Here is a 25,568-nt window from a genome sequence, read left to right as displayed (position 1 = left end):
CTTAGTGAAAATTACACTAAGGACCTTTTTAATGTTTACAGAATGTTGTACAAATCTTAATAAAAAACTGGTGTTGAAATTATTGTTTTAATTTCAAAAAAATAACATATATGATAAAATATTAAAAGAATGTAGAAATTATGCTGAGAGGTGAGGAAGATTATAAAGAAAATAATAAATACCTTAGGTGAAATATCGAATTTTCTTAGAAAAACTTCTATCAAAAATAGGCTTATAGTCTCTTTTTCTATAGGAATAATATTTTGTAGTAGTATATTAGGAATACTCTTATACCAAAAAGCTACTAATGCACTGAAAATTAATGCAATAAATTATTCAGAAAATATGCTTTCGATCATGGATGAAGACATTTACAAAAATAAAGATTTTTTAGAAAGAGCATCCGTTGAATTATCTATAAATGAAGAGATAGTAAATCATCTTATAAATTATAAGTTTATGGATGGAAAAGAAAAAAATGAATTTCTAAAATATATGAATGATTATTTATCGAAGAAACTATCACTCCTACCTAACTTAGCAGAGGTTGAAATAATATCAAAAGACTACGATGTAGTTTATATGCAGGGATTCAAATATTTTAAAAGAGAGGATATCGAAAAGTATGCTGATGAAGCAGAGGATGGATTGCTTTGGTTTTCTACTCTTTTAAACAATGAGGAACATATATGTATAGCAACTCCAGTAAAACAAGATGAAAATACTGTTGGATATGTTTTTATGGCTATAAAAAATGAAGTTTTTGCATCTTCTTTTTCTCTTTTAAATATGGGAAATGGAAGTGAGACATTTATAATTGATGAAGAAAACAACATAATAATTTCTGAGAATAGTATTAATGAGGATTTTATATTAAATGAACCATATTTAAATAAATTCCTTGAAAATAAAGATTCAAGGGATACAGTTAGGAAGATATTGGTTAATGAAGAAAATTATGTAGCAACCTATAGAAAATTAAAGGGGTTTAACTGGTATATAGCATCAATAACTCCTTATGATTTTATAAATTCAGATATTCAAAGTTTAAGAAAAGAAATGATTATAATAAGTGTGCTTTTTATTTTAGTAATTTTAATATTTTCATACTTTCTATATTCAAGCATTAAGGTGCCTTTGTACAATCTGTTAAACAAAATGAAAAGGGTATCTAAAGGAGATTTAACTGTTGAAGTAAATGACTTTTATAAGGATGAAATTGGTGTGATTTCTGATAGTTTTGATTCTATGCTAAGAAGAGTAAATGAATTAATTAAAAAAACAAAGTTACAAGAAATAGAGAAAAGGGATTTAGAAATAAGAATGTTACAAGCACAAATTAATCCTCATTTTCTTTTTAATACATTAAATTCATTAAAGTGGACAGCCTTAATGAATCAAGATTATACAGTAAGCGAAGGACTTAGCTCTTTAGCAGAACTTTTAAGAAATACTATTATAGATAAAAATGAACTTGTGACTATTAGAGAAGAACTTGACAATATAAAAAACTATGTTGTCATTCAAAAAATAAGATATGGTAATTCTTTTGATGTTGAATATGAGGTGGATGAAAATTTACTAGATAATAAAGTAATAAAGTTTATTCTTCAACCCATAGTTGAAAATTCAATAATTCACGGTATTGACGAGAATAAGGAAAATCAAAAGATTATTATTAAGATTACTGAAGAAGACGAAAAGATTTTAATATCTATTAAAGACAATGGAAAAGGTTTCAATAGTGAGGAAAAGGTAAAAGACAATAAACTTTCTGGTATTGGATGGAACAATGTTGATGAAAGAATAAAGTTAACTTTTGGGGTAGGTTATGGAACAACTATTAGTAGTGAAGTAAATAAAGGGACTGTTGTTAGAATAATAATTCCAAAAAGAATTTAAGGGGGAATTTTTATGCTTAAGGTTATTATTGCTGATGATGAGAAAATAGTTAGAATTGCCATGCAAAATATAATCGATTGGGAGGCACATGGGTTTAGTATAGTTGGGTTAGCTCAAGATGGGGAAGAGGTTTTGGATATACTAAATAAAAATGGTGCTGATTTTATAATAACTGATCTTAAAATGAAGGGATTAAATGGAATTGAATTAATTGAAAAGCTTAAGGAGCTAGATTTTAAAGGGAAAATACTTGTTCTAAGCAATCATGGTGAATTTGAATTAGTTAGAGAGGCTATGAAAAAGGGTGCAGCTGATTATTTACTAAAAATAACTCTTAGACCAAAGGAATTAGAAGAAATTGTAGATAAGTTCCGTGAGAATTTAGAAGAATTGAAAGAAGATGAAAAAAAGGAAGAAAAGTTAAAGAATGAGTTTAATAAAACTAAAAAAATAGCAGAACTATCTTTAATAAGAGAATATCTTAAAGATGAACTTTCATATGATGAGCTTTTAAGTAAATTTCCTAATTTAAGCTTTTTAAATAAAGAGGATGGAGATTATAGTGGAGCATGTATTTGTATAGACAATCATAAAAAGGTTTATGAAGATAAGATAAAAGATAAAAATAAATTAACTGTTACTATAGAGAACATAATAAAAGAAGAGTTTAGTTCTAATGAAATCAAAATTATTCCAATAAATAATCATAAATATCTTTTTATTTCAAAAATGGATTCTACTAATTTAAAGCTTAAAACAGTTAATATTCAAAATTTAATAAAGCTTTATTTAAATATTAAAGTAAGTGCAGTTATTTTATCTAAAATTGAGAATGTACAAAGGCTGAAAGAATTATTTAAAAAGGGAGAAGAAATTCTTAGCTTAAGATTCTATGGAAAAGAAAGTTCTTTAACTGTTATTGATGATTTTCCAGGCTTTGGAGATGCTATAAAACTTAAGAAAGAAATTACAGATGCTATTTTAGAAAATATAGAATTAGGAGAGATTTCTGCTAACAAAGAGCTTATAAAAGAGCTTGTTAGAAGATGTTCTAATATGTATATAAAACCTGAAGATTTAATAAACCATGTTAATTTTATTTGTGAGTTAATAGAAAATCATGAGTATGTTCAGGAAGAAAATTCAAATGATTTGAAGCTTCTTAAAGAAACTATATTAAAGAGTGAAAATATGGATGAACTAATAAATAGTTCTCTTAAATTAATAGATTATATAAATCAAAGATATATAAAAAGTAAGGAATTAAATTATAAAAAAGAAGTTAATGAAATTATAAAGTTTATAGAGAAGAATGTGGATAAAAGAATAACATTAGTTATGGTAGCTAGTGCTGTTAATTTGAATGAAAGTTATTTAAGTAGGATTTTTAAAAATGAAACAGGTAAAAATCTTATGTATTTTATAAATGAAGTAAAAATGAAAAAGGCAAAGGAATTATTAAAATATCCAGATAATTTAGTTAAGGAAGTGGCTAATAGCATTGGAATGACAGACCAATTTTACTTTAATAGAGTTTTTAAAAAGTTTTATGGCGTAAGTCCATCTAAATTTAAAAAAGACTACAGCAATAAAGTTTTGTCATAGATATGGATTATTTTTGCTTTGGATAAATATTGTAAAAAAAGTACATGTTTAAGTAAAATACTTATATTCAAAAAATTTCCATTAAGAAGTATCATAAGAATGTAAAGAAAATGTTTACAAGAAATGAGTAAGGGTATTGGAGGAGAGAGATTATGAAAAGAAAATTGGTTAAAATGCTAACAGTTGCATGTGTTACAGCTATTGCAGCATCTACATTTGTTGGATGTGGTAGTAAGGATGAAGCACCTAAAGATAATGAAAAGCCATCAACTGAGCAATCTGAAGGCTCAGGAGAGAAGAAGGTTTTAGAAATAGCTGTTTTTGAAGGTGGATTTGGTAAAGATTACTGGGAAGCTTGCATAGATGCTTTCGAAGCTGCAAATCCAGATGTAGAAGTTAAGATGGAGGCTAACCCTAAAATTGGTGATATTATAAGACCAAAATTATCATCAGAAAATACACCAGACTTCATATACTTAAGTTCAAACGACCCATCAGGTATAGCTAATGCTTTAGTAAAAGATAAAGCTTTAGTAGATTTAACTGATGTATTTGATAGAGAAGACCCAGACAATGCAGGACAAAAATTAAAAGATAAAATATTACCAGGTTTCTTAGATACACCACTTACAACTCCATATGGAGATGGAAAAGTGTTCTTAGCACCACTTTATTATAACGTAACAGGTATGTGGTACAACAAAGCTTTATTTAAAGAAAAAGGATGGGATGTTCCAAAAACTTGGGATGAATTCTTTACTTTAGGTGAAAAAGCTAAAGAGGAAGGAATAGCTCTTTATACTTATCAAGGACAAGCTCCAGGATATAACGAAGCTATCGTATTCCCAATGTTAGCTAGTGCTGCAGGAGAAGAAGCTGTAGAAAAGATATTTAACTATGAAGAAGGCGCTTGGAAAGATCCAAATGTTAAGAAGGCATTAGATGTATTCCAAAAGATGGCTGATGAGGATATGGTTCTTAATGGAACAGTTGGTATGTCTCATACTCAAGCTCAGGTTGAGTTCTTAAATGGAAAAGCATTATTCTTACCATGTGGTAGCTGGTTAGAAGGAGAAATGAAAGATGCTATACCAGAAGGATTTGAATTCGGATTTATGGCTCCACCATCATTTAAAGAAGGGGATACTCCATATGTAACAACTACAATAGAGCAAATGTATATCCCTGCTAAATCAGATCAAATTGACTTAGCTAAAGATTTCCTAGCATTCCAATACACAGATGCTATGGTTCAAAAGAACGCAGAAATAGCTAAAGCTGTAGTTCCAGTTAAAGGAGCAGTTGAAAAAGCTAAAGGTTCATTAGATGCATCAGGATATGAGTCTTATAAGGTAGTTGAAGAGGGAGCTAAACCAATCCCACTTTCATTCAAACCAACTAATTCTAAGATTGACTTTAGACAAGATAGCGTATTTGCACCAATAGGAAGTATCATAAACAAAGAGTTAACTGTTGACGAGTGGATAGAGAACTTAGAAGCAGATTCTCAAACTATGGCTAAAGAAATTGTTGAATAATTACTAAATATAAAGCAAAAGCATTTAGAAGAAGGAGAAATTCTTCTCCTTCTTTAAAAATTATAGGGGGTGAAATTTCATGAACAGTAATAAAAGAAAAATATTTTTAGCAATGTGTGTATTGCCAGCACTTATACTATTTACAATATTTATGCTATATCCAATTGGAAAAGGGTTCATGATGTCTTTATATGAATGGAGTGGGATTTCAGGGGAACCAGTATTTGTAGGGTTAGAAAACTTTCAAGCACTTTTAAGTGATAGATATTTTAAAGAGGCATTTGGAAATACATTTTTCATAATAGTCTTATTTCCAACAATAACAATAACTCTTTCTTTATTCTTAGCAGTAGTAATAACTCAAAGTAAATTAAAAGAAAGGAATTTCTACAGAGTTATATTATTTTTCCCAAATATATTATCAATGGTTGTTATAGGGGTTTTATTTACATACGTTTATGACCCATCAATAGGAATACTTAAAGCGTTTTTTGAAATGATAGGGCTGGATAAGTTGGCTGGCTTAGCATGGCTTGGAGATTCAAAATTGGTTTTATGGGCCTTAATTATAACTATGGTATGGCAGGCTGTAGGTTATTACATGGTAATTTATATAGCTGGATTAGATGGAATATCACCATCACTTTATGAAGTTTGTTATTTAGAGGGAGCTTCAGCTTGGCAAAAGTTTAGATATGTAACATTACCACTTTTATGGGATGTTGTTAGAGTAACATTTGCCTTCTTTATTACTGGTGCACTTAACCTAAGTTTCATATTTGTAACTGTAATGACTAAGGGTGGACCAAATGGAAAATCAGAGGTTTTATTAACATACATGTATAAGCAAGCATTTACAAATTCTCAATATGGATATGCTATGGCAGTTGGAGTAACTATATTTGCCTTTGCTATGATCCTTGCATTAATAATCAATAAATTAAGTGACTCTGATGCAAGAGAGGAAAAGAGAATTAAAAAATTACAGCAGAAAGGAGTGAGATAACATGTTAGAAACTAAAAAGAAAAAGAATGTAGGGTTAGATACTGAAAATAAAACTAAAAAAATAATATCCCATACTTTATTAAGAGTAATATTAATAGCTGCAACTATTCTAGTTATAGTACCAATCATATGGACAATAATGTCTTCATTTAAAACTACTAAAGAGTTCTATGCAAGCCCATGGTCTCTACCAACAAGTTTTGGATTTGCAAACTATGTAACTGCATTTACTGAAGCTAACATGGGAGCTTACTTCCTTAACTCAATATTAGTAACTGTAATAGCTATGACTTTATCATTATGCTTAAGTGTACCAGCATCTTATGTTTTAGCTAGACAAAAGTTCTTTGGATGTAATTTAATAAAAAATTTATTTATGGCTGGATTATTCATTCAACCTGTATATATCATAGTTCCTTTATTTACAATATTAGAAAAAATGAACTTATTAAATAATCTTTTTGCACTAGCTCTTGTATATGCAGTATTAAGTTTACCTTTCTCAATCTATATAATGAGTGGATTTATGAAAGGTATTGCAAAAGACTATGAAGAAGCTGCAATGATAGATGGATGTACTAATCTTCAAATTTTAACAAAGATAGTAGTTCCATTAGCTAAACCAGGTATAATAACTATAATGATATTTAACTTCATGAACTACTGGAATGAGTATGCTATGGCAATGACTTTCATAACAGACGCTGAAAAGAAAACTTTACCAGTAGGTTTACAAAACTTAATGGAAGTTCAAAAGTTTGCCACTGACTGGGGTGCATTATTTGCTGGTCTAGTAATAGTAATGGTACCAACAATGATAATCTATTCATTAGTTCATAAGAAGCTAACAGAAGGTGTTAACATTGGAGGAGTTAAAGGTTAAAAAATAATTTTTTAATATATAATCAATATAGTTTTTAAAAAATCAGGTATTACTTTAAGAGTAGTACCTGATTTTTTATTTGTAATAGTGTTTATCATATGAAATAAATTTAAATAGAATAAAAGTTTTTATATAGAGTGGCTCAAAATATTAGATAGGATTAAGAAATGTTTTATTGATTCTATTTAGAAGTATTTGAACACTCTATTTTTTTATTTACAATGAGGAGTATGTTCATTTATGAATTTTACTATATAATTAATTAGTGTGTATAATATAAAATTTTTATATATTAAGTACATGATTTTATATCATAGATTTTTGAGGAAAATTATTTTAATAAATTATTTATAGAATTTAATAATTTAAAGTTAATAATATCAAATTTATTAAATAAAAATGGAGGGGATAGGGTGAAAAAAAACACAAAATCATGGGTTATTACCTTAGGAATTTTAATAATTATTTTAGGAGTATATTTTTTTGTTCCAATTGTAAATAGTAAAGTAAATCAAATGATTTTTTATTTAAGCAGTATGAATTTGGATATGATAAAGGAGTATATATTATCTTTTGGAATATGGGCGCCAATAACATCATTTTTCTTAATGATACTTCAATCTGTAATTGCTCCAATACCAGCTTTTTTAATAACTTTAAGTAATGCAGCTATATTTGGATGGGTTAAGGGAGCTATATTATCATGGAGTAGTGCCATGGCTGGAGCTGCCTTATGTTTCTTTATAGCAAGAGGATTAGGAAGAGATGCTGTTGAAAAATTAACTAGTAAGTTTGCATTAAAAGATATAGATGGATTTTTTGAGAAATATGGTAAGCATACTATATTAATAGCTAGATTATTACCATTTATATCTTTTGATATAGTTAGCTATGCAGCTGGATTAACATCAATGAGTTTTTGGTCATTCTTTATAGCTACTGGAATTGGTCAATTACCAGCAACAATAATATACTCTTATGTAGGTGGAATGCTTACGGGAGGAGCACAATTACTTATGAGTGGACTTTTAATACTATTCGCTTTAAGTATAGCTATATATGTAGGAAAAAAAGTTTGGAATGAAAAGAGAGGTAAAAATGCCAAATAGAGAACTAAAGAAAAATTTAGAAAATTGTATTGACTGTGGACTTTGTTATAAGGTTTGTCCAATGATGAATAAGTTTGGAGAAAGTCCTAAAAATATATTAAATGCTATAGATGAAAATAAGATAAGTTATGAGGAAATTTCATATTCTTGTATGCTTTGCAATGCATGTACTGAAACATGTCCAAAGGATATAAATTTAAAAGAAATGTTTCATAAGTTTAGAATAAAATCTTATAGAGAAAATTTAAAGGATACTAAGAAAAGATTTAACTTAAAAGTTGTTCAAAGTCATCAAAAGGGGAGTTTTTCTAAGTTTTTAACATCAAAAGACAATGATAAAAAGATTAAAAGAGTATTTATTCCAGGGTGCAGTCTAAGTGGATACCATAATGATATTATTTTTAAAATAAAGGACTACTTAGAAATGAACTTGGGAGAAATAGAGATTTTATTAAAGTGTTGTGGAAAGCCTTCAAAGGATATAGGAAATTTAGATTTATTTGAAAAGAATTTAAAAGATATAGAGAAGAATATAAAAAATAAAGGCGTTGATGAAATAATAGTAGCCTGTGAAAATTGCTATAAGACTTTTGGAGAAGCTTTTAATGAGATTAAGGTAATAACACTATGGGAAGTTATTAATGAGCTTGGAGTACCTGTAGAGCTTAAAAATAAGTATTTGAATTGTAAGGAAAAGTTTGCTTTACATGATCCATGCCCAATAAAAAAAGAAAATCAAATACATGAAGCAGTTAGAAATATACTTAATGAATTAGGAATTAAAATAGTCGAGTTCGAAAAAAATAGAAGTAAAACTGAATGTTGTGGCTGTGGAGGTATGGTAGGAGTTACTAATAAGGAGCTATGGGAAAGTCAGAAAAATAAGAGAGCTAATTCCACAGAATGTGAAAATATAATTTCCTATTGTGAATCATGTGTAAATACCTTTAAATCATCAGATAAAAATGTGTTACATATATTAGATTTGATTTTTAATGAGGATGTTATTAATGGTAAAGTTAAAAGTCAGAAAAATATAAGTACAATTAACCAATGGATAAATAGAATTAAATTAGCAAACAAAGTAGGGAGAGAAAATTAATGTTAGATACTTATGGAAGAAAGTATGTAAATCCATTTATAAATTTAGGTGCTAATATTTTATTAAAGTGTAGGCTAACACCAAACAGTGTTAGTATAATAGCCTTAATAATAGGAGTTTTAAGTTCTGTATTGCTTTATTTTGATAAATTGATTTTAGCTGTAGCATTTCTTTGGATATCAGGATATTTGGACTCAGTAGATGGTGCTATGGCAAGAAAAAAGAATTTAACTAGTGCTTTCGGAACACTTTTAGATATAACTTTTGATAGAATCGTAGAATTAAGCATAATTTTAGTTTTAGCTTTAAAGTTTGAAGGTAGTAGGTTAGAATTATTAGTTTTAACAATGATGATTTTAATATCAATGACAATATTCTTAACAGTAGGAGCTTTAGCAGAAAATAACGGAGTTAAATCTTTTAGATATCAAGCTGGAATAGCAGAAAGATCAGAAGGTTTCATTTTCTTTTCTTTAATGATTTTATTATCAGCTACGAAATTAGGGGTAGTAACTAACATTTTTTCAATAGTTATCTTTATAACTATAATACAAAGAGCTCTAGAAGCAAAAAAACTTTTAACATAAAATAAATTTTGAATTTAAAAGTTCTATTAAATATAATTATATAAATGATTAGTATGATTTTTTATATGATTCTTTATTTTAATAGAACTTTTTTGCTTATTAATGAAATATTAAAAGATAGATTGATGCTTACATAAATAATTGTTAAGCTGATTTACACTTAATTAACGATAAAAAAGGTTTTTATGAAAGTATTTTTAATTAAATTTAAAAAATACAAGCTTAATACTAAATAAATGGATAAATATATATTTCTGTGTTAAGTGTAAGTTAATTAATTAATTCAATGTTAAAAATAGAAAAAACTTGTGCTATACTAAGTTTGTTAAATAAAAATTCATAATAAGAATCAGGAGATGAAAAAAGAATGTTTAACTTAAATCCTAAAGATGATAAATTTTATGATATGTTTATCGATGAAGCAAAAAATGTAGAAAAAGCAGCAATAATCTTAAGTGAAGCTTTAGGCGATCTTGAAAACAAGACAAGCCACGTAGCAAGAGTAGAAGAGTTAGAACATAAAGGAGATGAAATAGTTCATAATCTTATAGAAGAACTAAATAATTCTTTTATAACTCCTATTGATAGAGAAGATATATTTTCTATAACAAAAAAAATGGATGATATTTTAGACTCAATAGAAAGTACTATGCATAGATTCATTATGTTTAATATAAATGAGTCAAGAGAAGGTGCTAAGGTTTTAGGAGGCTTAATAATTGATGCGACTAAAGAATTAGTAGCTTTAATGGAAGAATTTAAGCATATGAAAAAGAGAAATAAAGAAATTACAGAGAGAGTAATTTCAATAAATAAAATTGAAAACAAAGGAGATGTTTTCTATAGACAAATAGTTTCAGAACTATTTGCTGAGGATGGAAAAACTCCAGTTCTTGAAATAATAAAATGGAGAGAAATATATAAATTCTTTGAAGCAACTTTAGATAGTTGTGAGGCTGTAGCTAATATAGTTGAGGGAGTTGTGATGAAGTATGTCTAGTACTTTAGCGGTAACTATTGTTATAATTCTCTTAACATTACTTTTTGACTTTATAAATGGATTTCATGATACAGCAACTGCCGTTGCTACATCAATTTCAACAAGAGCGCTTTCACCTAAAGCTGCCATAGCTTTATGTGCCGTATTTAACTTTATAGGGGCTTTTTTAGGAACAGAGGTTGCTAAGACTGTTGGTGATGGTATAGTAGACCAAAGTAAAATGCCTTTATGGGTAATCGCAGCAGTTATATTAGGAGCTATAATATGGAATCTTATTACTTGGTATTTTGGAATTCCAAGTAGTTCTTCTCATGCCTTAATAGGGGCATTAATAGGTGGAGGAATAGCTTATTCTCATTCAATTAACATAGTAAGTTGGGGAACACTTTTTGATGAAGTAATTCTTTGGCTTATATTATCACCAATTATAGGTCTAATAGTTGGATACATATTTATGATTGTACTAAATTGGGCTTTAAGAAAATGTAAGCCAGGTCCTGTAAATAGAATTTTCTCAAAGCTACAAGTTGCATCAGGTGCTTTAATGGCATTAAACCACGGTGGTAATGATGCTCAAAAATCAATGGGTATAATTACTATGGCACTTTTAAGTGGTGGATTTTTATCTACTTTTGAAGTACCAACTTGGGTTATAGCTTTATGTGCTATTGCTATGGCTACAGGAACTTCAATAGGTGGACAAAAGATAATAAAAACAATGGGAAGTGGAGTTGCTAAATTAAACCCAGTTAACGGATTCGCGGCACAAACTGGAGCCGCAGGAGTTATTGGAATAGCCACTATGTTCCATGCACCAGTAAGTACAACTCACATAATAACAACTACTATAATGGGAGTTGGAGCTTCTAAAAACCCTAAGGCTGTTAAATGGGGTGTTGCTAAGAATATAGTTTGGGCTTGGATATTAACAATTCCAATAAGTGCTGGTATAGCAGCAATAGTAGTAGAAATATTTAAAGTTATATTATAGTTTAAACAAGTATATATAGGCTTAGATGTTAAGTCATTAAAATAAAGCTTAGATAAAATTTCATTGGTTTTATCTAAGCTTTTATTTATTTACAGGTTATATACATTTTATAGGTAATAACTCTATGTTAATTTAAAATAAGAAAGATAAATAAAGGTGATGTATTAGAGAGTTTTTACTAATACATCACCTTTTAATTTATATATTATTTATTTCTTTCAGAAACAGGTTTCTTTAAGAATCCTATTAGAAGAGCTCCTACAATTGAGCCTATTACTATTGATAAGATATATAAGAATGGGTTTCCTTCAACTACTGGAATTACGAATATTCCACCGTGAGGAGCAGGTAATCCTATCTTAAATACCATTGATAATCCTCCCGCTATAGCAGAACCTATAACACAGGCTGGAATGACTCTGAATGGGTCAGCAGCGGCAAATGGAATAGCTCCCTCAGTTATGAAAGTTAATCCCATTATATAGTTAGTAGCACCAGCATCTCTTTCATCCTTAGTAAATTTATTTTTGAAGAAAGTAGTTGCTAAAGCTGTTGCAAGTGGAGGTACCATACCACCAGCCATTATAGCAGCATGTGGATAGTAGTTGCCAGAAGCAATCATTGCTATACCAAATGTAAATGCAGCTTTGTTTATAGGACCGCCCATATCTATAGCCATCATTCCACCTAATACTATTCCAAGAAGAACTAAGTTTCCAGTACCCATATTGCTTAGCCAGATTGCAATGTTATTATTTAAAGCAGTTACAGGACCTACTACTACTACGTACATTAAGACACCAGTTATTAAGATACCGAATAGAGGATATAATAAAACCGGCTTAATACCTTCTAATGATTGAGGTAATTTACTAAATATTTTCTTTAAGAATACAACAACGTAACCACCTAGGAAACCTGCGATTAAGCCACCTAAGAATCCAGAACCGCTATTGTATGCAATTAAACCACCAACCATAGCAGGTGCGAAACCAGGTCTGTCAGCTATACTTGATCCAATGAAACCAGCAAGTACAGGAATCATAAGGAAGAATGCGTTTGCACCACCTATATCATTTAATAGCTTGGCTATTGGGTTAAAACTAGGATTATTAATATCAGCTGAGTGTATGCCGAACATGAATGAAATAGCTATTAGGATACCTCCACCAACAACGAATGGTAGCATGTTTGAAACACCATTCATTAAGTGTTTGTAAAAGCCTCTTTTTTCTGACTTACTAGATGAAGAACTAGATGAATCTCCAGAATGAGAGTAAACTGGGGCAGATCCATTTAAGGATTCGTTTATTAATTCTTTAGGTCTCTTCATAGCTTGAACTACTGGGACTATTACGACCTTTTTACCGTTAAATCTAGCCATGTCAACTTGTTTGTCTGCTGCAACTATTATTCCGTCAGCTTTATCAATATCTTCTTGAGTTAATTTATTTTTAACCCCTGTTGAACCGTTTGTTTCAACTTTTATATTTATATCCATTTCCTTAGCTGTTTTATTAAGTGAGTCAGCAGCCATATAAGTATGGGCTATACCAGTTGGGCAAGCTGTAACAGCTAGTATATATTTTTTGTTTGAATCGTTTTCTTGAGGGTTAGAATCCTCGGATTCATCATTTTCTTCAAATTTATCAAGAAGTGAAAGAACTTCTTGTGGAGTTTTAGCATTTAAAAGTCCATTTTTAAATTCAGGGTTCATTAATAACACTGAAAGTCTTGATAGAGTCTCTAAATGTTCATTATTAGCGCCTTCAGGAGCAGCTATCATAAAAACTATGTTAACAGGTTCACCATCAAGTGAATCATAATCTACACCATCTTTATATATACCAAGAGCTAAGGCAGCGTTTTTAACTGCAGAAGTCTTAGCATGAGGAATAGCTATTCTTTCACCTATACCAGTTGAAGATAGGCTTTCTCTTTTTAAAATTTCTTCTTTATAAAGAACTTTATCATTTAGTTTTCCAGCATCCCATAAAACATCAACTAATTGATTTATAATTTCATCTTTATTAGTTGCTTTAAGATTAAGTTTAATTGTATCAATGCTTAATAATTGAGAAATTTTCATTTGTTAATCCTCCCAGTATCTTTTTATTTCTATAATTGGTAGTAGTTTATTAACATCTTCAGCAAGAGCTAAATCTAAGGAGAATGCACTAGCACTTCCTGATGCTATTCCGTTTTTAAAAGAAGCAATTAAATCTTTAGTATCAACATATTTAGCTAAGAAACCACCTACTAAGGAATCACCAGCTCCAACAGAATTTTTAACCTCTCCTTTAGGTGCATTTCCTTTAAAGACACCATCTTTAGTTATTAATAAAGCTCCATCTCCAGCCATAGATATTATTACATTTTCAGCTCCAAGAGAAACTAACTCTTTTCCGTATTTAATAAGTTCTTCCTCAGAGTTGATTTTTACATCAAATATCTCTTCAATTTCATGATTGTTTGGTTTTATTAAAAATGGTTTATTTTTTATGGCTTCTAAAAGAGCTTTCCCAGAGGTATCAACTACTACTTTTACATTTTTTTGAGAAACTTTTTTTTGTATTTGAAGATATAAATCTCTAGGAAGAGTAGTAGGAATACTACCTGCAAGTACTAATATATCTCCTTCTTTTAATTTATCTAATCTATTGAAAAGTGAATTTAAATTTTCGTCAGATATCATTGGGCCAGATCCATTTATTTCTGTTTCTTCATTAGATTTAATTTTTACATTAATTCTTGAATCTCCATTTACTTTTATAAAGTTTGTTTTTACTCCTAAAGAGTTTAATTTATCTTCAATAAATTTACCAGTGAATCCTCCTAGAAATCCAAGAGCTACATTGTCTACCTTTTGATTGCTTAAAATTCTTGAGACATTTATTCCTTTTCCACCTGGAAATTTAAAGTCTTTAGAAGTTCTATTGACTTTTCCAAGTTCTAGATTTTCTACATCTATTACATAATCAATAGATGGATTAAGAGTAAGTGTATAAATCATTAAATATCAACCACCTTTATATCAGTTTTTTTATCATATGTATTATCTTCTGGTTTTTCGTTTGTTACTATTATGCATTTATCAATATCAGCAAATTTTATAGTTGAAATTTCTCCAAACTTAGAGTCATCAACTAACAAATAAGATTTTCTAGAGTTCTTTATTGCACATTCTTTTAATATGGCTTCCTCAGTATCAGGAGTAGTTAATCCATAAGTGGGATGTACTCCGTTGGCACCAATAAAGCATTTGTCAAATCTGAACTTTGAAAGACACATCAGTGCATCAGATCCTGTTATTGCCTTTGTAGAAATTTTTACATTTCCACCAATCATGTAACATTTAATATTTTTTTGAATAAGTGTATCTATATGAGATAATCCATTACTTACCACAAAAATATCTTTGTTTTCTAAGTAATCGATTAATTCATAGGTTGTAGTTCCTGCATCGATAAAGATACAATCTCCATCTTTAATTAAAGAAGCTGCATATTTTGCTATAGCTCTTTTTTCATGAATGCTTTTGGATGATTTTTCATTATAACTTAATTCTTTCGATACATTATCTAGTGATTTTGCGCCACCATGAACTCTTTTAAGTAAGTTTATTGATTCTAAGTAGCTAAGATCCCTTCTTATAGTTGATTCAGAGCTTTCTGTTGATTCAAGCAATTCGTTAAGACCAACAAATCCTTTTAATTTTAATAAGTTTAATATTATTTCATGCCTTTTTTCACTTAACATAATAACCTCCTAGAACCTTGTAATTAGATTATACATCCAAAAACAATCAAAATCAATAATAAACGTTCAAAAAATAAAAAATATTTATATAATAATTTTAACCACAATAACATATAAATTATTAAAAAGTCAGAAAATTCTTGAAATAAGAGGTGTTCAAAGATGTTGAATAGGGCAAGTGGAGAAATTAATGTTATGGCTCCAGGTGATGGAACTGTTCTGGAGTATGTTGTTTTAAATAAGGCTTTCAAATTAGGTGATTTAGAAGATTTGATTAGTTTAAGTTCACATAATGAATTTTTCTTTTCACCAGTTGATGGAGAAGTTACTAATATTTCAAAAGAATTTGGAGTTATAGAAATAAGAGTAAATAATGAAGTAGATATACTAGTAAGTACCCATATAAATAAAAATATAAAATCTGTAGAACCTATGATTGATATTGGAGGAAATGTTTTAACAGGACAACCTCTTATGTATTTTGAAAAAGAAGATGACTATGATTTACCAATTACAGTAGCAATAAAAAAATCTGATTCAATATTGAGATTAATAAAATCAAAGAATAAAGATATACTTGTAGATGAGTTTGTAATGAAATTAAACTTAAGCTAGAGCTTGCTTTAGGTGAATGTTGATTTTAAAACGGAGCCTATTTTTATAAAGATAAAAGATAGACTGTATAAAATTATACAATCTATCTTTATTTATTCTGCTCTATATTCAAATTTATTTATTAATTTTCTAGTATATATTTTAAGGACTGACATAACTGGACTTCCAAGAATCATACCTATAGGACCATAAACGGCACCACCTATAGTTACACCTAGAATTACTAAAAATGGACTAAGACCAACTCTATTTCCTATAAGTTTAGGGTCTAGGTACCAAGCATCAAATTGTTGTAATAAGAAAAGATAAATTAGAACAATAAGCGCTTTCATTGGACTTACAAATACATTTATAAAGAATCCAACAACCATTCCTATAAATGGACCAAAATAAGGAATCATATTAGTTATTGCAACTACTACTGATAATAGAAGAGCATATTCAGAGTTCATTAATGATAGTCCTATAAATGCTAAAATTCCTATGATTAAGGAATCAATAGCTTTTATACCTACATAAGTTCCTATCTTATAGTTAAGTATTTTTACAAAATCTATTAATTCATTTCCAAATCTTTTACCAAAAATAATTTTAGTAACTTTAGAGCTTGTACTAAGGAACTTGTCTTTATCTACTAAGACATAGATTGAAATTAAGAATCCAAATACCCAATTTATTATTGAACTAGTTAGACTAATTGCCGTATCTAATAACCAATTTGATAATACTGTAACTAATGAACCTATAAAAGTAATTACCTTATTTGCATCACTTTGAGGTAAATAAGAGTTTATTCCTTCAGGAATTTTTAAATGCGTCATTATTTCAGTAAATAAGTTTTGGACATAGATTGTAAATGCAGGTATGTTATCTATTAATTCAACTAAGCTTGTATATAATTTAGGCAGTAAGTAAGTGGCTGCTAAAGAAATTGATACAACAAACAATAGATAAGTTATTACAATACTAAGTCCTCTCGATAACTTGAATTTCTTATTAAATAAATTAACGATTGGATTTAATATGTAAGCAATAATAAAAGCTAGTAAAAAAGGTGATAGTATAGCTAATACAGTATGCGCTCCAGACATAACGCTTGGTACGTTATCGATTAATTTTATTGATAAATAGGATACTATTACTACTAATATTGCTTTTATATATATTTGATTGTTTTTGAAAAACTTATTCAATATGTAACCTCCTTTTGTATGATTATTATTTAATTATATTTGGTTAAAATAAATTAATCAATTATAAGATACATAAGACTATCATAAACTAATTTATGGTATTTAAACTTAAAAATTTATTAAGTTTAAATACTTTAATTAAGTGTTAAAAATATCTACAATTATTGATAAAAGAATTGATTGATTAGATAATATAAAATATATAAAATATTATATTTAAGTATAGGGGGAATTATATCATGAATAATAAAGAAATATTATTGAATGAAACTCATGAAATGATGGAGGGAATTTATGAAAGACTTCAATCTTTAGAAAATATATCACTAGAGGATTTAGATAAAGAAAGAACAATGCTTTTAATAGTTGATATGAATAAAGGATTTGCAAAAAAAGGTGCTTTATATAGTTCAAGAATAGAAAGTTTAATAAATCCAATAAGTAAATTGGTTAAAGTAGCTTTAGAAAAAGGAATAAAAGTTAAAGCATTTACTGATTATCACACAGAGGAGTCTGTAGAGTTAAGAGCATACCCTAAACATTGTATGATTGATACTGAGGAGTGGGAATTAGTAGATGAATTAAATTTAGAAGGAATAGAAGTTATAAAGAAAAATTCAACCAATGGATTTTTAGAAGAAAAATTTAATTTTGATGAAAATAAAATAGATAACATAATAATAGTAGGGGATTGCACAGACATATGTGTTTATCAATTAGCTATAAGTTTAAGAACAGATTTTAATAGAGTTAATAAAAATGGAGAGATATATATACCTAAAAAACTTGTAAATACATTTGATGCACCTATGCATAGAGCTAATTTTATGAATTATGTATTCTTAAATTCTATGCTTGATAATGGAATAAATGTTGTTGAAGATATTATTACAGAATAAAGGGATATATTTCCTAAATAAATAATTAAATAATTAGTAAAACTAGATACTAATAGTATAACTTATGATGAGGAGTTGTTTTTATGAGTGAGAAAAAGGGTAGGCTTAATCTAAGTCAATTAGTCCTTATGATATTTACTACAGTATTTGGTTTTGCTAATATGCCAAGAGCTTTTTATTTAATGGGGTATGGAGCAATTTTATGGTATATAATAGCAGCTATAGCCTTTTTGATACCTTTTGCATTTATGGTTGCAGAATATGGTGCTGCCTTTAAAACAGAAAAGGGTGGTATATATTCATGGATGGAAAAATCAGTAGGAGATAAGTATGCCTTTGTAGGAACTTTTATGTGGTATGCAGCTTACTTGATTTGGATGGTTAATGTATCATCAAGTATTTGGATACCTTTATCAAATGCTATTACAGGTAAAGATACAACCAACACTTGGCATTTTCTTGGTTTAAATTCAACTCAAACCTTAGGCTTAATGGGGTGTATATTAATAATAGTTATAACCTTAATCGCTACAAAGGGTATAGATAAAATAAAGAAAGTTACAAGTACAGCAGGTATTTTCGTAATGTTATTAAATGTACTTTTAATATTAGGAGCCATCTTAATATGGGTTTTGAATGATTTTACTTTAGCTCAACCAATTTCAAGTACTATGGATTTCATAAGTTCTCCAAATCCTGATTATCAAAATATAATAGCTGTATTATCTTTTTCAGTCTTTGCAATATTTGCTTATGGAGGAATAGAGGTTGTTGGAGGATTAGTTGATGAAACCGAAAATCCTACTAAGACTTTTCCTAAGGGAATAATATTAGCGGCAATTATTATATCTATAGGATATTCTTTAGGAATATTGATGTGTGGAGTATTTACAAATTGGCAAGATATATTATCTTTTGATACGGTTCATATGGGAAACGTAGCTTATGTACTAATGAGAAATTTAGGATATCAATTAGGATTAGCATTTAATTTAGCTGAGAGTAGTGCTTTAAGTTTAGGCTTATGGATTTCTAGATTTGTGGGGTTATCAATGTTCTTTGCCTTAGTTGGAGCTGTTTTTACTGGTGCATATTCTCCTTTAAGACAATTAATTGAAGGAACACCAGAGACAATTTGGCCTAAAAAAATTGCAAAGCTAGATGACGGAGTACCTAGAAATGCAATGATAGCTCAGTGTGTTATTGTTGTTGTAATAATATTATTAGTATCCTTCGGTGGAGAAGGAGCATCAAAATTTTTCTCGAAATTAGTTCTTATGACTAATGTTGCAATGACTATACCATATATGTTTATATCAGGAGCCTTTTATTCATTTAAAAGAAAGAAAAATATAAATAAGCCTTTTGAAATATATAAAGGAGAAGGAGCTGCCCTGTTAGGAACCTTTGCTACTGTTTTAGTAGTGGGATTTGCTAATGCATTTACAATAATATCACCAGCTATAAATGGAGATTGGAGTTCTACTTTATGGATGATAGCCGGACCTGTATTTTTCTCTTTAGTAGCATTGGGATTATATAGTAGATCAAAAGTGAATAGAAATTATTAAATATAAAAATGATTATTTAAATTTGTTATAAATTTTAGATGGAGTTATGTTGAAAGAATATTTTAACATAACTCTTATTTGTTTTTTAGGCTATGTTTTAAAAGTGAGTTGATTTGCATAGGTTTAAGATATTAAATATGGACAAGTATTAATAATTATGGTACTATTTTAAAGTAATTTTTACGGGCGATGGAGTTCGCCATTAAATGCTTTATGCTAATGACTCCTACAAAATATAAGTTATATAGTTATAACTTATATTTTGTAGGAGTTATTTTTTTGCTAAAAAATTTTAAAATAAGAAAGGAAAAATATCAATGAAGCACAAATGGAAGGAATATTTAAAAACAAATAGCAATAATACAATTCTTCTAGGAAGAACATTTTTAAAGTGGCTATTAATAGGAAGTTTAATAGGTGTTTTTATAGGTGGTGTAATAGCAGTATTTTTAAAATCCTTAGAATGGGCAACAGATTATAGAATGAATCATGGCTGGGTTTTATTTCTATTGCCACTTGGGGGAGCACTAGTAAGTTTTTTATATTATAAGTATGGAAGAAATTCAGTAAAAGGTAATAATTTAATTATTGAAAATATAAATGAATATTGTGGAGATGTACCACTTCGTATGGTTCCATTAGTTTTCTTTGGAACAGTTGTGACGCACTTTTTTGGTGGATCAGCTGGTAGAGAGGGTACTGGAGTCCAGATTGGTGCAAGTATAGCGGAAGCTATAGGAAAGCTATTAAAATTAAATAAGGAAGATTCAAAGATAATGCTTATGGCAGGAGTTAGTGGTGGATTCTCAGCTATATTTGGAACACCTCTTGCTGGAACAATATTTGGATTAGAAGTGTCTGTTTTAGGTAAGATGAGTTATGAAGCCTTAATACCAAGTTTTTTTGCTAGTATTGTTGGGAATGAAGTGGTTAAAAGACTTGGAGTACATCATTCTCATTACGAGGTTTTTGGAATACCTGAACTTTCAACACTAGTTTTACTAAAAATAATGATTGCGTCTATTTGTTTCGGACTAGTAAGTAAGTTGTTTAGTAAGTTAACTTATAAGTTAAAAGAAGTATTTTCTAACGCATTTAAGTGTACAGCATTAAAAAGTTTTATAGGAGGGTGTGTAGTAATACTATTAGTATATTTAATTGGGAGTAGAAAATATTTAGGGTTAAGTATTCCTTTATTATCGGATGCTTTTACAGAGCATGTAGCTCCTTTAGACTTTTTAGGTAAGTTAATATTTACTTCTGTAACCTTAGGTGCTGGATATCAAGGGGGAGAAGTTACACCTTTATTTGTTATTGGGTCAACTTTAGGAAATTCTTTGTCAGGATTATTAGGTTTATCTCCATCATTTTTAGCATCTTTAGGGTTGGTAGGAGTTTTTGCAGGTGCAACTAATACTCCAATAGCATCATTTATACTAGGATTAGAGATGTTTGGATCAACTGGAGCGCCATATTTATTTATGGCTTGTGCAATAAGTTATATTTTTTCAGGGCATACAGGAATATATAGCTCTCAGAAAATAGGTGTTAGTAAAAGTAATCTAATAGTTTTTCCTAAAAATTCAACACTTTCTTCATGTAATAAGAAGGGTATTGTTATAAAATAGAGAATCAGAAGTGAATATAATAGCTTGATAAGTGAAAATACATAAGGTAACTATGGATTTAGTTTTTTAAAAGGAAGAAAATACTTATTATATAGAAGTTTGAGATAGGACAAGAAATCTTTATAAAAGTATTTATTCATAAACATATACCCCGTTAAATAAATATAGTTTAATCTACTTATATTTATTTAATGGGGTATTAATTTGAATAAGTTATGTGATTTTCTCACTGATTTTGGATTATTCCCAATATGCATCTTCTCCTAAAAGTGTGTTATCTAATCCTCTAAGTTGTTCTTTTTTAGTTGTTTCTATAGGATAAATCTTATTAATTACTTTTAATAATAAGAATGTGACAACAAATGAATATACAGCAACTATAATAACTCCTAGAAGTTGAATTGAAAATTGGTGGAATCCACCTTGAACTTTATTTATTGCTAGGCTTGCAAATATTCCAACTAATAAGCTTCCAGTAAGTCCACCCATACCATGAACTCCCCAAACATCAAGAGCATCATCCCAGTTCATTTTTTTCCTAAATTTGATACTAAAGAAGCAAACAATAGGTCCGATTATTCCTATGATTATGGCAGATTTAGGATCAACATATCCAGCACATGGAGTTATGGTTGCTAATCCAGCAACGGCACCTGTAAGTAAGTCAGTAAACAATAATTTTTTGTTTATTATTACGGATATTATCATCCAAACTACCATAGCAACAGCGGCTGCGATGGCTGTGTTAATAAATGCGGCGGCTGCAATTTCATTAGCTGCAAGAGCTCCACCTGTATTAAATCCAAACCATCCAAACCATAATAAACCAGTTCCCATAGCAACAATTACTAGATTATTAGGATTCATTTTTTCTCCAGGTTTAGTAAATCTTTTTCCTAAATATATTACAGAGGCTAATGCACCAAAACCTGCACTAACATGGATTACAGTTCCGCCTGCAAAATCGATAAATCCTAATTTGCTTAGGAATCCGCCACCCCAAACCCAGTGACAAGTTGGTATGTAAATTAATAATGTCCAAAAAATAAGTATTAATATGTAGCCTTTTAAATTTAATCTGTCAGCGAAGGCTCCAGTCATTAATGGAGCTGTTATTACAGCAAACATTAATTGATAAGCAAAGAACATAACAAATGGTATTGTTGCACCATAATGAAGGTTAGGAGCTAAACCAACTGACTTCATAGCAAAAAATTGAGTGAAGCTACCTATGATTCCAGCATAATCGGTTCCATAAGCTAAACTAAATCCCCCTAATATCCATATTAATGTTACGATTCCCATGGAAATAAAACATTGCATCATCATCATAACTACATTTTTCTTTCTGACTAATCCACCATAAAAAAGAGCTAAGCCTGGTGTCATTAGGCATACTAGTGCAGTACAAATAATCATAAACGCAGTATCGCCAGTATTAATTCCATTCATAATTATTATCTCCTTCCTAAGTTTTTTCTAAAGTAAAAAGCTTTTCATCTATAAATTATAATATTCTTTAAATTAATTTTAAAGAATAAAAGTTAATAAATAGTAAATTAATTTACAAAAAATACATAAATAAAACTATAAGAGAATCAAATTTATTTTTGTTTTAAAGAAATTGTAATTTTGGAATTAAATTCACAAATTATCAATGGAAAAATTGTTGGAAGTTTAAATTATGACTTTTGATTTTGAATTTATTAACTGATTATAATGAATTTAGAAGATTAATTGAGAGGTGATTTTTATGGATATAAATGACATAAATTTAGATGCATTAGTAGAAGAGAATAGAAAGTATACAAAGGATGGACATGTAGCTACATATATTCCAGCACTTGCGAAAGTTAATCCTAATCAATTAGGGGTTTGTATTTATTCTTTAAAGGATAATAAGGAATATTCAGCTGGAGACTGTGATGTAAGATTTGCAGTTGAAAGTGTATCAAAAGTTCCTACATTAATACTTGCTATATTAGATAATGGAATAGAAAAAGTATTTTCGGAAGTTGGAACAGAACCATCAGGATTTCCTTTTAACTCAATTATGAATATGCAAATAAATCATAAGAATAAACCATCAAATCCATTTATTAATGCAGGAGCCATTAAGGTAGTATCTTTACTTAAAGGTAAAGATGATAATGAACGTTTCAAAAGGATTTTAGATTTTTACAAAAAAATTATGAATGATGATGAAATTACATTAGACACTGAAATTTATTTATCAGAAAAAGAAACTGGAGATATAAATAGATCTCTTGCTTATTATATGAAAGGTAATAAAATTATGGAGGGAGATGTTCCAGATATTTTAGACTCATATTTTAAACAATGCTCAGTTTTAGTTACAGCTAGAGATTTATCAAGATTAGGAGCTGTTTTAGCAAATGAAGGTGTTATGCCTTGGAATGGTGAAAGATTATTTTCAATAGAAACAGCAACCGTTGTTAAATCATTAATGACTACTTATGGGTTATATGATGAATCAGGAAGCTTTTCAGTTCATATTGGATTACCATCTAAGAGTGGTGTAGGTGGAGGCATTTTATCTGCTGTACCTAATAAATGTGGTATAGGATTATTTAGTCCAGCTTTAGATGTACCAGGAAATAGTGTTGCTAGTTTAAAATTACTTAAACAAATAACAGATGAATTAAAATTAGATATATTTAGATAATAATGAAATATAAAGAGAAACAGAAGATTATTTAGATAAATAATCAGATTCATATAAATAAATATAATTAATAAGAGAACTACATAAGATTAGAATTTAACTAATTTTATGTAGTTTTCTTATTAACTTTTAAAAAAAATTAGTAAAATCAATAATTATTTTTAGATGTTTTTAAATAGTTACGTTTTAGACTAACATTTAAGTAAAATAGAACCTTTTTAATAAATAGTAATTAAAAAAATAATTATCAACTTTTAATTTATTAATTTAAATTGAATAAATCAAAAGTTGATACAATTGATAATATTTAAAGAAACTTTTTTCTTTAAATATTATTGAAAGGCAATATTTATCTTTTATATCAAGCATACTTTAGTAATAGAAAGTTTATTTTATGGGTTTTTAGGGAGTTTTTTTATGGAGTTAACTTTAGGTATAAAAGATGTAATTTTAAGATTATTACTTGCAAGTTTAGTAGGGGGAATTATAGGGTATGAAAGAGAATACCATAATAGAGCGGCTGGTTTTAGAACTCACATATTAGTTTGTGTAGGAGCAACTATAGTTTCTCTTATTGAAATAAAATTAGGAGAAGAGGTATTTCAGTTAGTAAATAACAATTTTTATGCTCAAAATGTTGTTAAAGTTGACTATGCTAGATTAGGAGCACAAGTTATTTCAGGGATTGGTTTTTTAGGTGCTGGAACCATATTACAAAATAAAGGTTCGGTAAAAGGATTAACAACTGCTGCTTCTTTATGGGCCGTAGCCTGTCTTGGGTTAGCTTTAGGAATGGGATATTATGATTTGGGGATTTTAGGATCATTGTTTATATTTTTAACTTTAGCAATATTAAAGAAATTTCAATCTAGATTTATAACAAAGGCTGGAGAGAAAAGATTTGAGATAATATATGAGAAAGATTCACATGTATTAGAATTTATAGATAGAATTTTTGCTCAGAAAGGAGTTAAAATCAGTAGTATTGAGTTTATAACAAAGAATAATAGTGAAAATTTAAATTATAAAAGTGCAATATATAAAGTTTATTTACCTAATTATGTAGAAGTTGGTGAAATAATAAATAAATTAAGTATAAATGATGGAATCATAAAGATAAGTGAATATAGTGAATTATAATTGATATGTTTTGGGTATGGTTTTGAGAAAAAACTATCCTTAAATGTCTAAGTTAGCAATAATTTTAAGTTAAATTCTTGTTTTTCTACAAGTTAAGAAAAATAATCAATGAAAACTTGTCCAAGTGTATCAATGCAGTTAATTTAAAGAATTATTTAGAAAAATGAAGAAAATTTGATTTGGTTTGTTAAAATGATAATATTTATCGTAATTTAGATTTCAATATATGATAAGATAAAACACGTCGCTGAGAGACACACAAACAATTTACTTCAAAAATTAAATTTGATTAAAAAATCAAAAAGAATTAAGAAAAAGTTGTTGACAAAGTTTCTAAGTGGTGTTAAACTAAGT

Annotated in this window: 21 protein-coding genes and 1 riboswitch; of the genes, 16 read left to right on the top strand and 5 right to left on the bottom strand. The window is 28.6% G+C overall.

What is annotated here, in order from left to right; all coding sequences use genetic code 11:
- Positions 1-150: 150 nt before the first annotated feature.
- The 10 genes from OIF33_RS11205 (at position 151) to OIF33_RS11160 (ending at position 11,723) form a co-directional block, all read left to right on the top strand.
- On the top strand, positions 151-1,902 hold the full coding sequence (locus OIF33_RS11205) for a sensor histidine kinase (RefSeq protein WP_322504345.1): 1,752 nt from the start codon (positions 151-153) through the stop codon (positions 1,900-1,902).
- Between the two features lie 12 nt (positions 1,903-1,914).
- Entirely contained in the window at positions 1,915-3,507 is a 1,593-nt protein-coding gene (locus tag OIF33_RS11200; protein ID WP_322504344.1) for a response regulator transcription factor, read from the top strand.
- Between the two features lie 152 nt (positions 3,508-3,659).
- Positions 3,660-5,045: a carbohydrate ABC transporter substrate-binding protein gene (locus OIF33_RS11195; RefSeq protein ID WP_322504343.1), complete on the top strand. Its 1,386-nt coding sequence runs from the start codon at positions 3,660-3,662 to the stop codon at positions 5,043-5,045.
- Between the two features lie 79 nt (positions 5,046-5,124).
- Positions 5,125-6,051, top strand: coding sequence for a sugar ABC transporter permease (locus OIF33_RS11190; RefSeq protein WP_322504342.1), 927 nt, complete (start codon positions 5,125-5,127; stop codon positions 6,049-6,051).
- Between the two features lies 1 nt (position 6,052).
- Positions 6,053-6,934 (top strand): carbohydrate ABC transporter permease, encoded by an 882-nt coding sequence (locus OIF33_RS11185; RefSeq protein WP_322504341.1) that lies wholly within the window; start codon positions 6,053-6,055, stop codon positions 6,932-6,934.
- Between the two features lie 413 nt (positions 6,935-7,347).
- Positions 7,348-8,043, top strand: a complete 696-nt coding sequence (locus OIF33_RS11180; protein ID WP_322504340.1) for a TVP38/TMEM64 family protein — start codon at positions 7,348-7,350, stop codon at positions 8,041-8,043.
- Entirely contained in the window at positions 8,033-9,145 is a 1,113-nt protein-coding gene (locus OIF33_RS11175) for a (Fe-S)-binding protein (RefSeq protein ID WP_322504339.1), read from the top strand. Before OIF33_RS11180 ends, OIF33_RS11175 begins: the two co-directional genes overlap by 11 nt.
- Positions 9,145-9,732 carry a CDP-alcohol phosphatidyltransferase family protein gene (locus OIF33_RS11170; RefSeq protein WP_322504338.1) on the top strand — a complete coding sequence of 196 codons (588 nt, stop codon included), beginning with the start codon at positions 9,145-9,147 and terminating at the stop codon, positions 9,730-9,732. The genes OIF33_RS11175 and OIF33_RS11170 overlap by 1 nt, the downstream gene beginning before the upstream one ends.
- A gap of 367 nt (positions 9,733-10,099) precedes the next feature.
- Positions 10,100-10,732, top strand: a complete 633-nt coding sequence (locus OIF33_RS11165) for a DUF47 domain-containing protein (protein ID WP_322504337.1) — start codon at positions 10,100-10,102, stop codon at positions 10,730-10,732.
- Entirely contained in the window at positions 10,725-11,723 is a 999-nt protein-coding gene (locus OIF33_RS11160) for an inorganic phosphate transporter (protein ID WP_322504336.1), read from the top strand. The genes OIF33_RS11165 and OIF33_RS11160 overlap by 8 nt, the downstream gene beginning before the upstream one ends.
- Before the next feature lie 205 nt (positions 11,724-11,928).
- Here the strand turns inward: OIF33_RS11160 and OIF33_RS11155 are convergent, their stop codons facing one another.
- From OIF33_RS11155 to OIF33_RS11145, 3 genes are read right to left on the bottom strand one after another with little or no spacing between them, the layout of a single operon-like run.
- Entirely contained in the window at positions 11,929-13,812 is a 1,884-nt protein-coding gene (locus OIF33_RS11155; RefSeq protein ID WP_322504335.1) for a fructose-specific PTS transporter subunit EIIC, read from the bottom strand.
- A 3-nt stretch (positions 13,813-13,815) separates the two neighbouring features.
- Positions 13,816-14,736 carry a 1-phosphofructokinase gene (gene pfkB / locus OIF33_RS11150; protein WP_322504334.1) on the bottom strand — a complete coding sequence of 307 codons (921 nt, stop codon included), beginning with the start codon at positions 14,734-14,736 and terminating at the stop codon, positions 13,816-13,818.
- Positions 14,736-15,482, bottom strand: coding sequence for a DeoR/GlpR family DNA-binding transcription regulator (locus tag OIF33_RS11145; protein ID WP_322504333.1), 747 nt, complete (start codon positions 15,480-15,482; stop codon positions 14,736-14,738). The genes pfkB and OIF33_RS11145 overlap by 1 nt, the downstream gene beginning before the upstream one ends.
- Positions 15,483-15,644: 162 nt before the next feature.
- Here OIF33_RS11145 and OIF33_RS11140 point away from each other — a divergent pair, with 162 nt between their 5' ends.
- Positions 15,645-16,097, top strand: a complete 453-nt coding sequence (locus OIF33_RS11140; RefSeq protein WP_322504332.1) for a hypothetical protein — start codon at positions 15,645-15,647, stop codon at positions 16,095-16,097.
- A 92-nt stretch (positions 16,098-16,189) separates the two neighbouring features.
- Here the strand turns inward: OIF33_RS11140 and OIF33_RS11135 are convergent, their stop codons facing one another.
- The gene (locus OIF33_RS11135; protein ID WP_322504331.1) at positions 16,190-17,290 is read right to left on the bottom strand and encodes an AI-2E family transporter; all 1,101 of its coding nucleotides are present in this window, start codon (positions 17,288-17,290) and stop codon (positions 16,190-16,192) included.
- A gap of 239 nt (positions 17,291-17,529) precedes the next feature.
- On the opposite strand from OIF33_RS11135, the gene OIF33_RS11130 reads away from it, so the two are divergent.
- The 3 genes from OIF33_RS11130 (at position 17,530) to OIF33_RS11120 (ending at position 21,388) form a co-directional block, all read left to right on the top strand.
- Complete coding sequence (locus tag OIF33_RS11130) at positions 17,530-18,189, top strand: isochorismatase family cysteine hydrolase (protein WP_322504330.1); 660 nt, start codon at positions 17,530-17,532, stop codon at positions 18,187-18,189.
- A gap of 83 nt (positions 18,190-18,272) precedes the next feature.
- Complete coding sequence (gene yjeM / locus OIF33_RS11125; protein WP_322504329.1) at positions 18,273-19,760, top strand: glutamate/gamma-aminobutyrate family transporter YjeM; 1,488 nt, start codon at positions 18,273-18,275, stop codon at positions 19,758-19,760.
- A gap of 176 nt (positions 19,761-19,936) precedes the next feature.
- Positions 19,937-19,996, top strand: a riboswitch (Fluoride riboswitch).
- Positions 19,997-20,077: 81 nt separating this feature from the next.
- Positions 20,078-21,388, top strand: a complete 1,311-nt coding sequence (locus OIF33_RS11120) for a voltage-gated chloride channel family protein (RefSeq protein ID WP_322504328.1) — start codon at positions 20,078-20,080, stop codon at positions 21,386-21,388.
- Between the two features lie 240 nt (positions 21,389-21,628).
- On the opposite strand, the gene OIF33_RS11115 is transcribed toward OIF33_RS11120, so the two are convergent.
- Positions 21,629-22,840, bottom strand: a complete 1,212-nt coding sequence (locus OIF33_RS11115) for an ammonium transporter (protein WP_322504327.1) — start codon at positions 22,838-22,840, stop codon at positions 21,629-21,631.
- Positions 22,841-23,141: 301 nt separating this feature from the next.
- Between OIF33_RS11115 and glsA the strand changes: the two genes are divergently transcribed.
- A complete protein-coding gene (glsA, locus tag OIF33_RS11110) occupies positions 23,142-24,074 on the top strand; it encodes a glutaminase A (protein ID WP_322504326.1) in 933 nt (310 codons plus the stop codon).
- Positions 24,075-24,491: 417 nt separating this feature from the next.
- Positions 24,492-25,214 carry an MgtC/SapB family protein gene (locus tag OIF33_RS11105; protein WP_322504325.1) on the top strand — a complete coding sequence of 241 codons (723 nt, stop codon included), beginning with the start codon at positions 24,492-24,494 and terminating at the stop codon, positions 25,212-25,214.
- The last annotated feature ends 354 nt before the right edge of the window (positions 25,215-25,568 follow it).

Source organism: Clostridium sp. LIBA-8841 (assembly GCF_034439435.1).
Lineage (GTDB): Bacteria > Bacillota > Clostridia > Clostridiales > Clostridiaceae > Sarcina.
The sequence above is the reverse complement of the archived record's forward strand: the minus strand, read 5'-3'. Positions and strand labels throughout refer to the sequence as shown.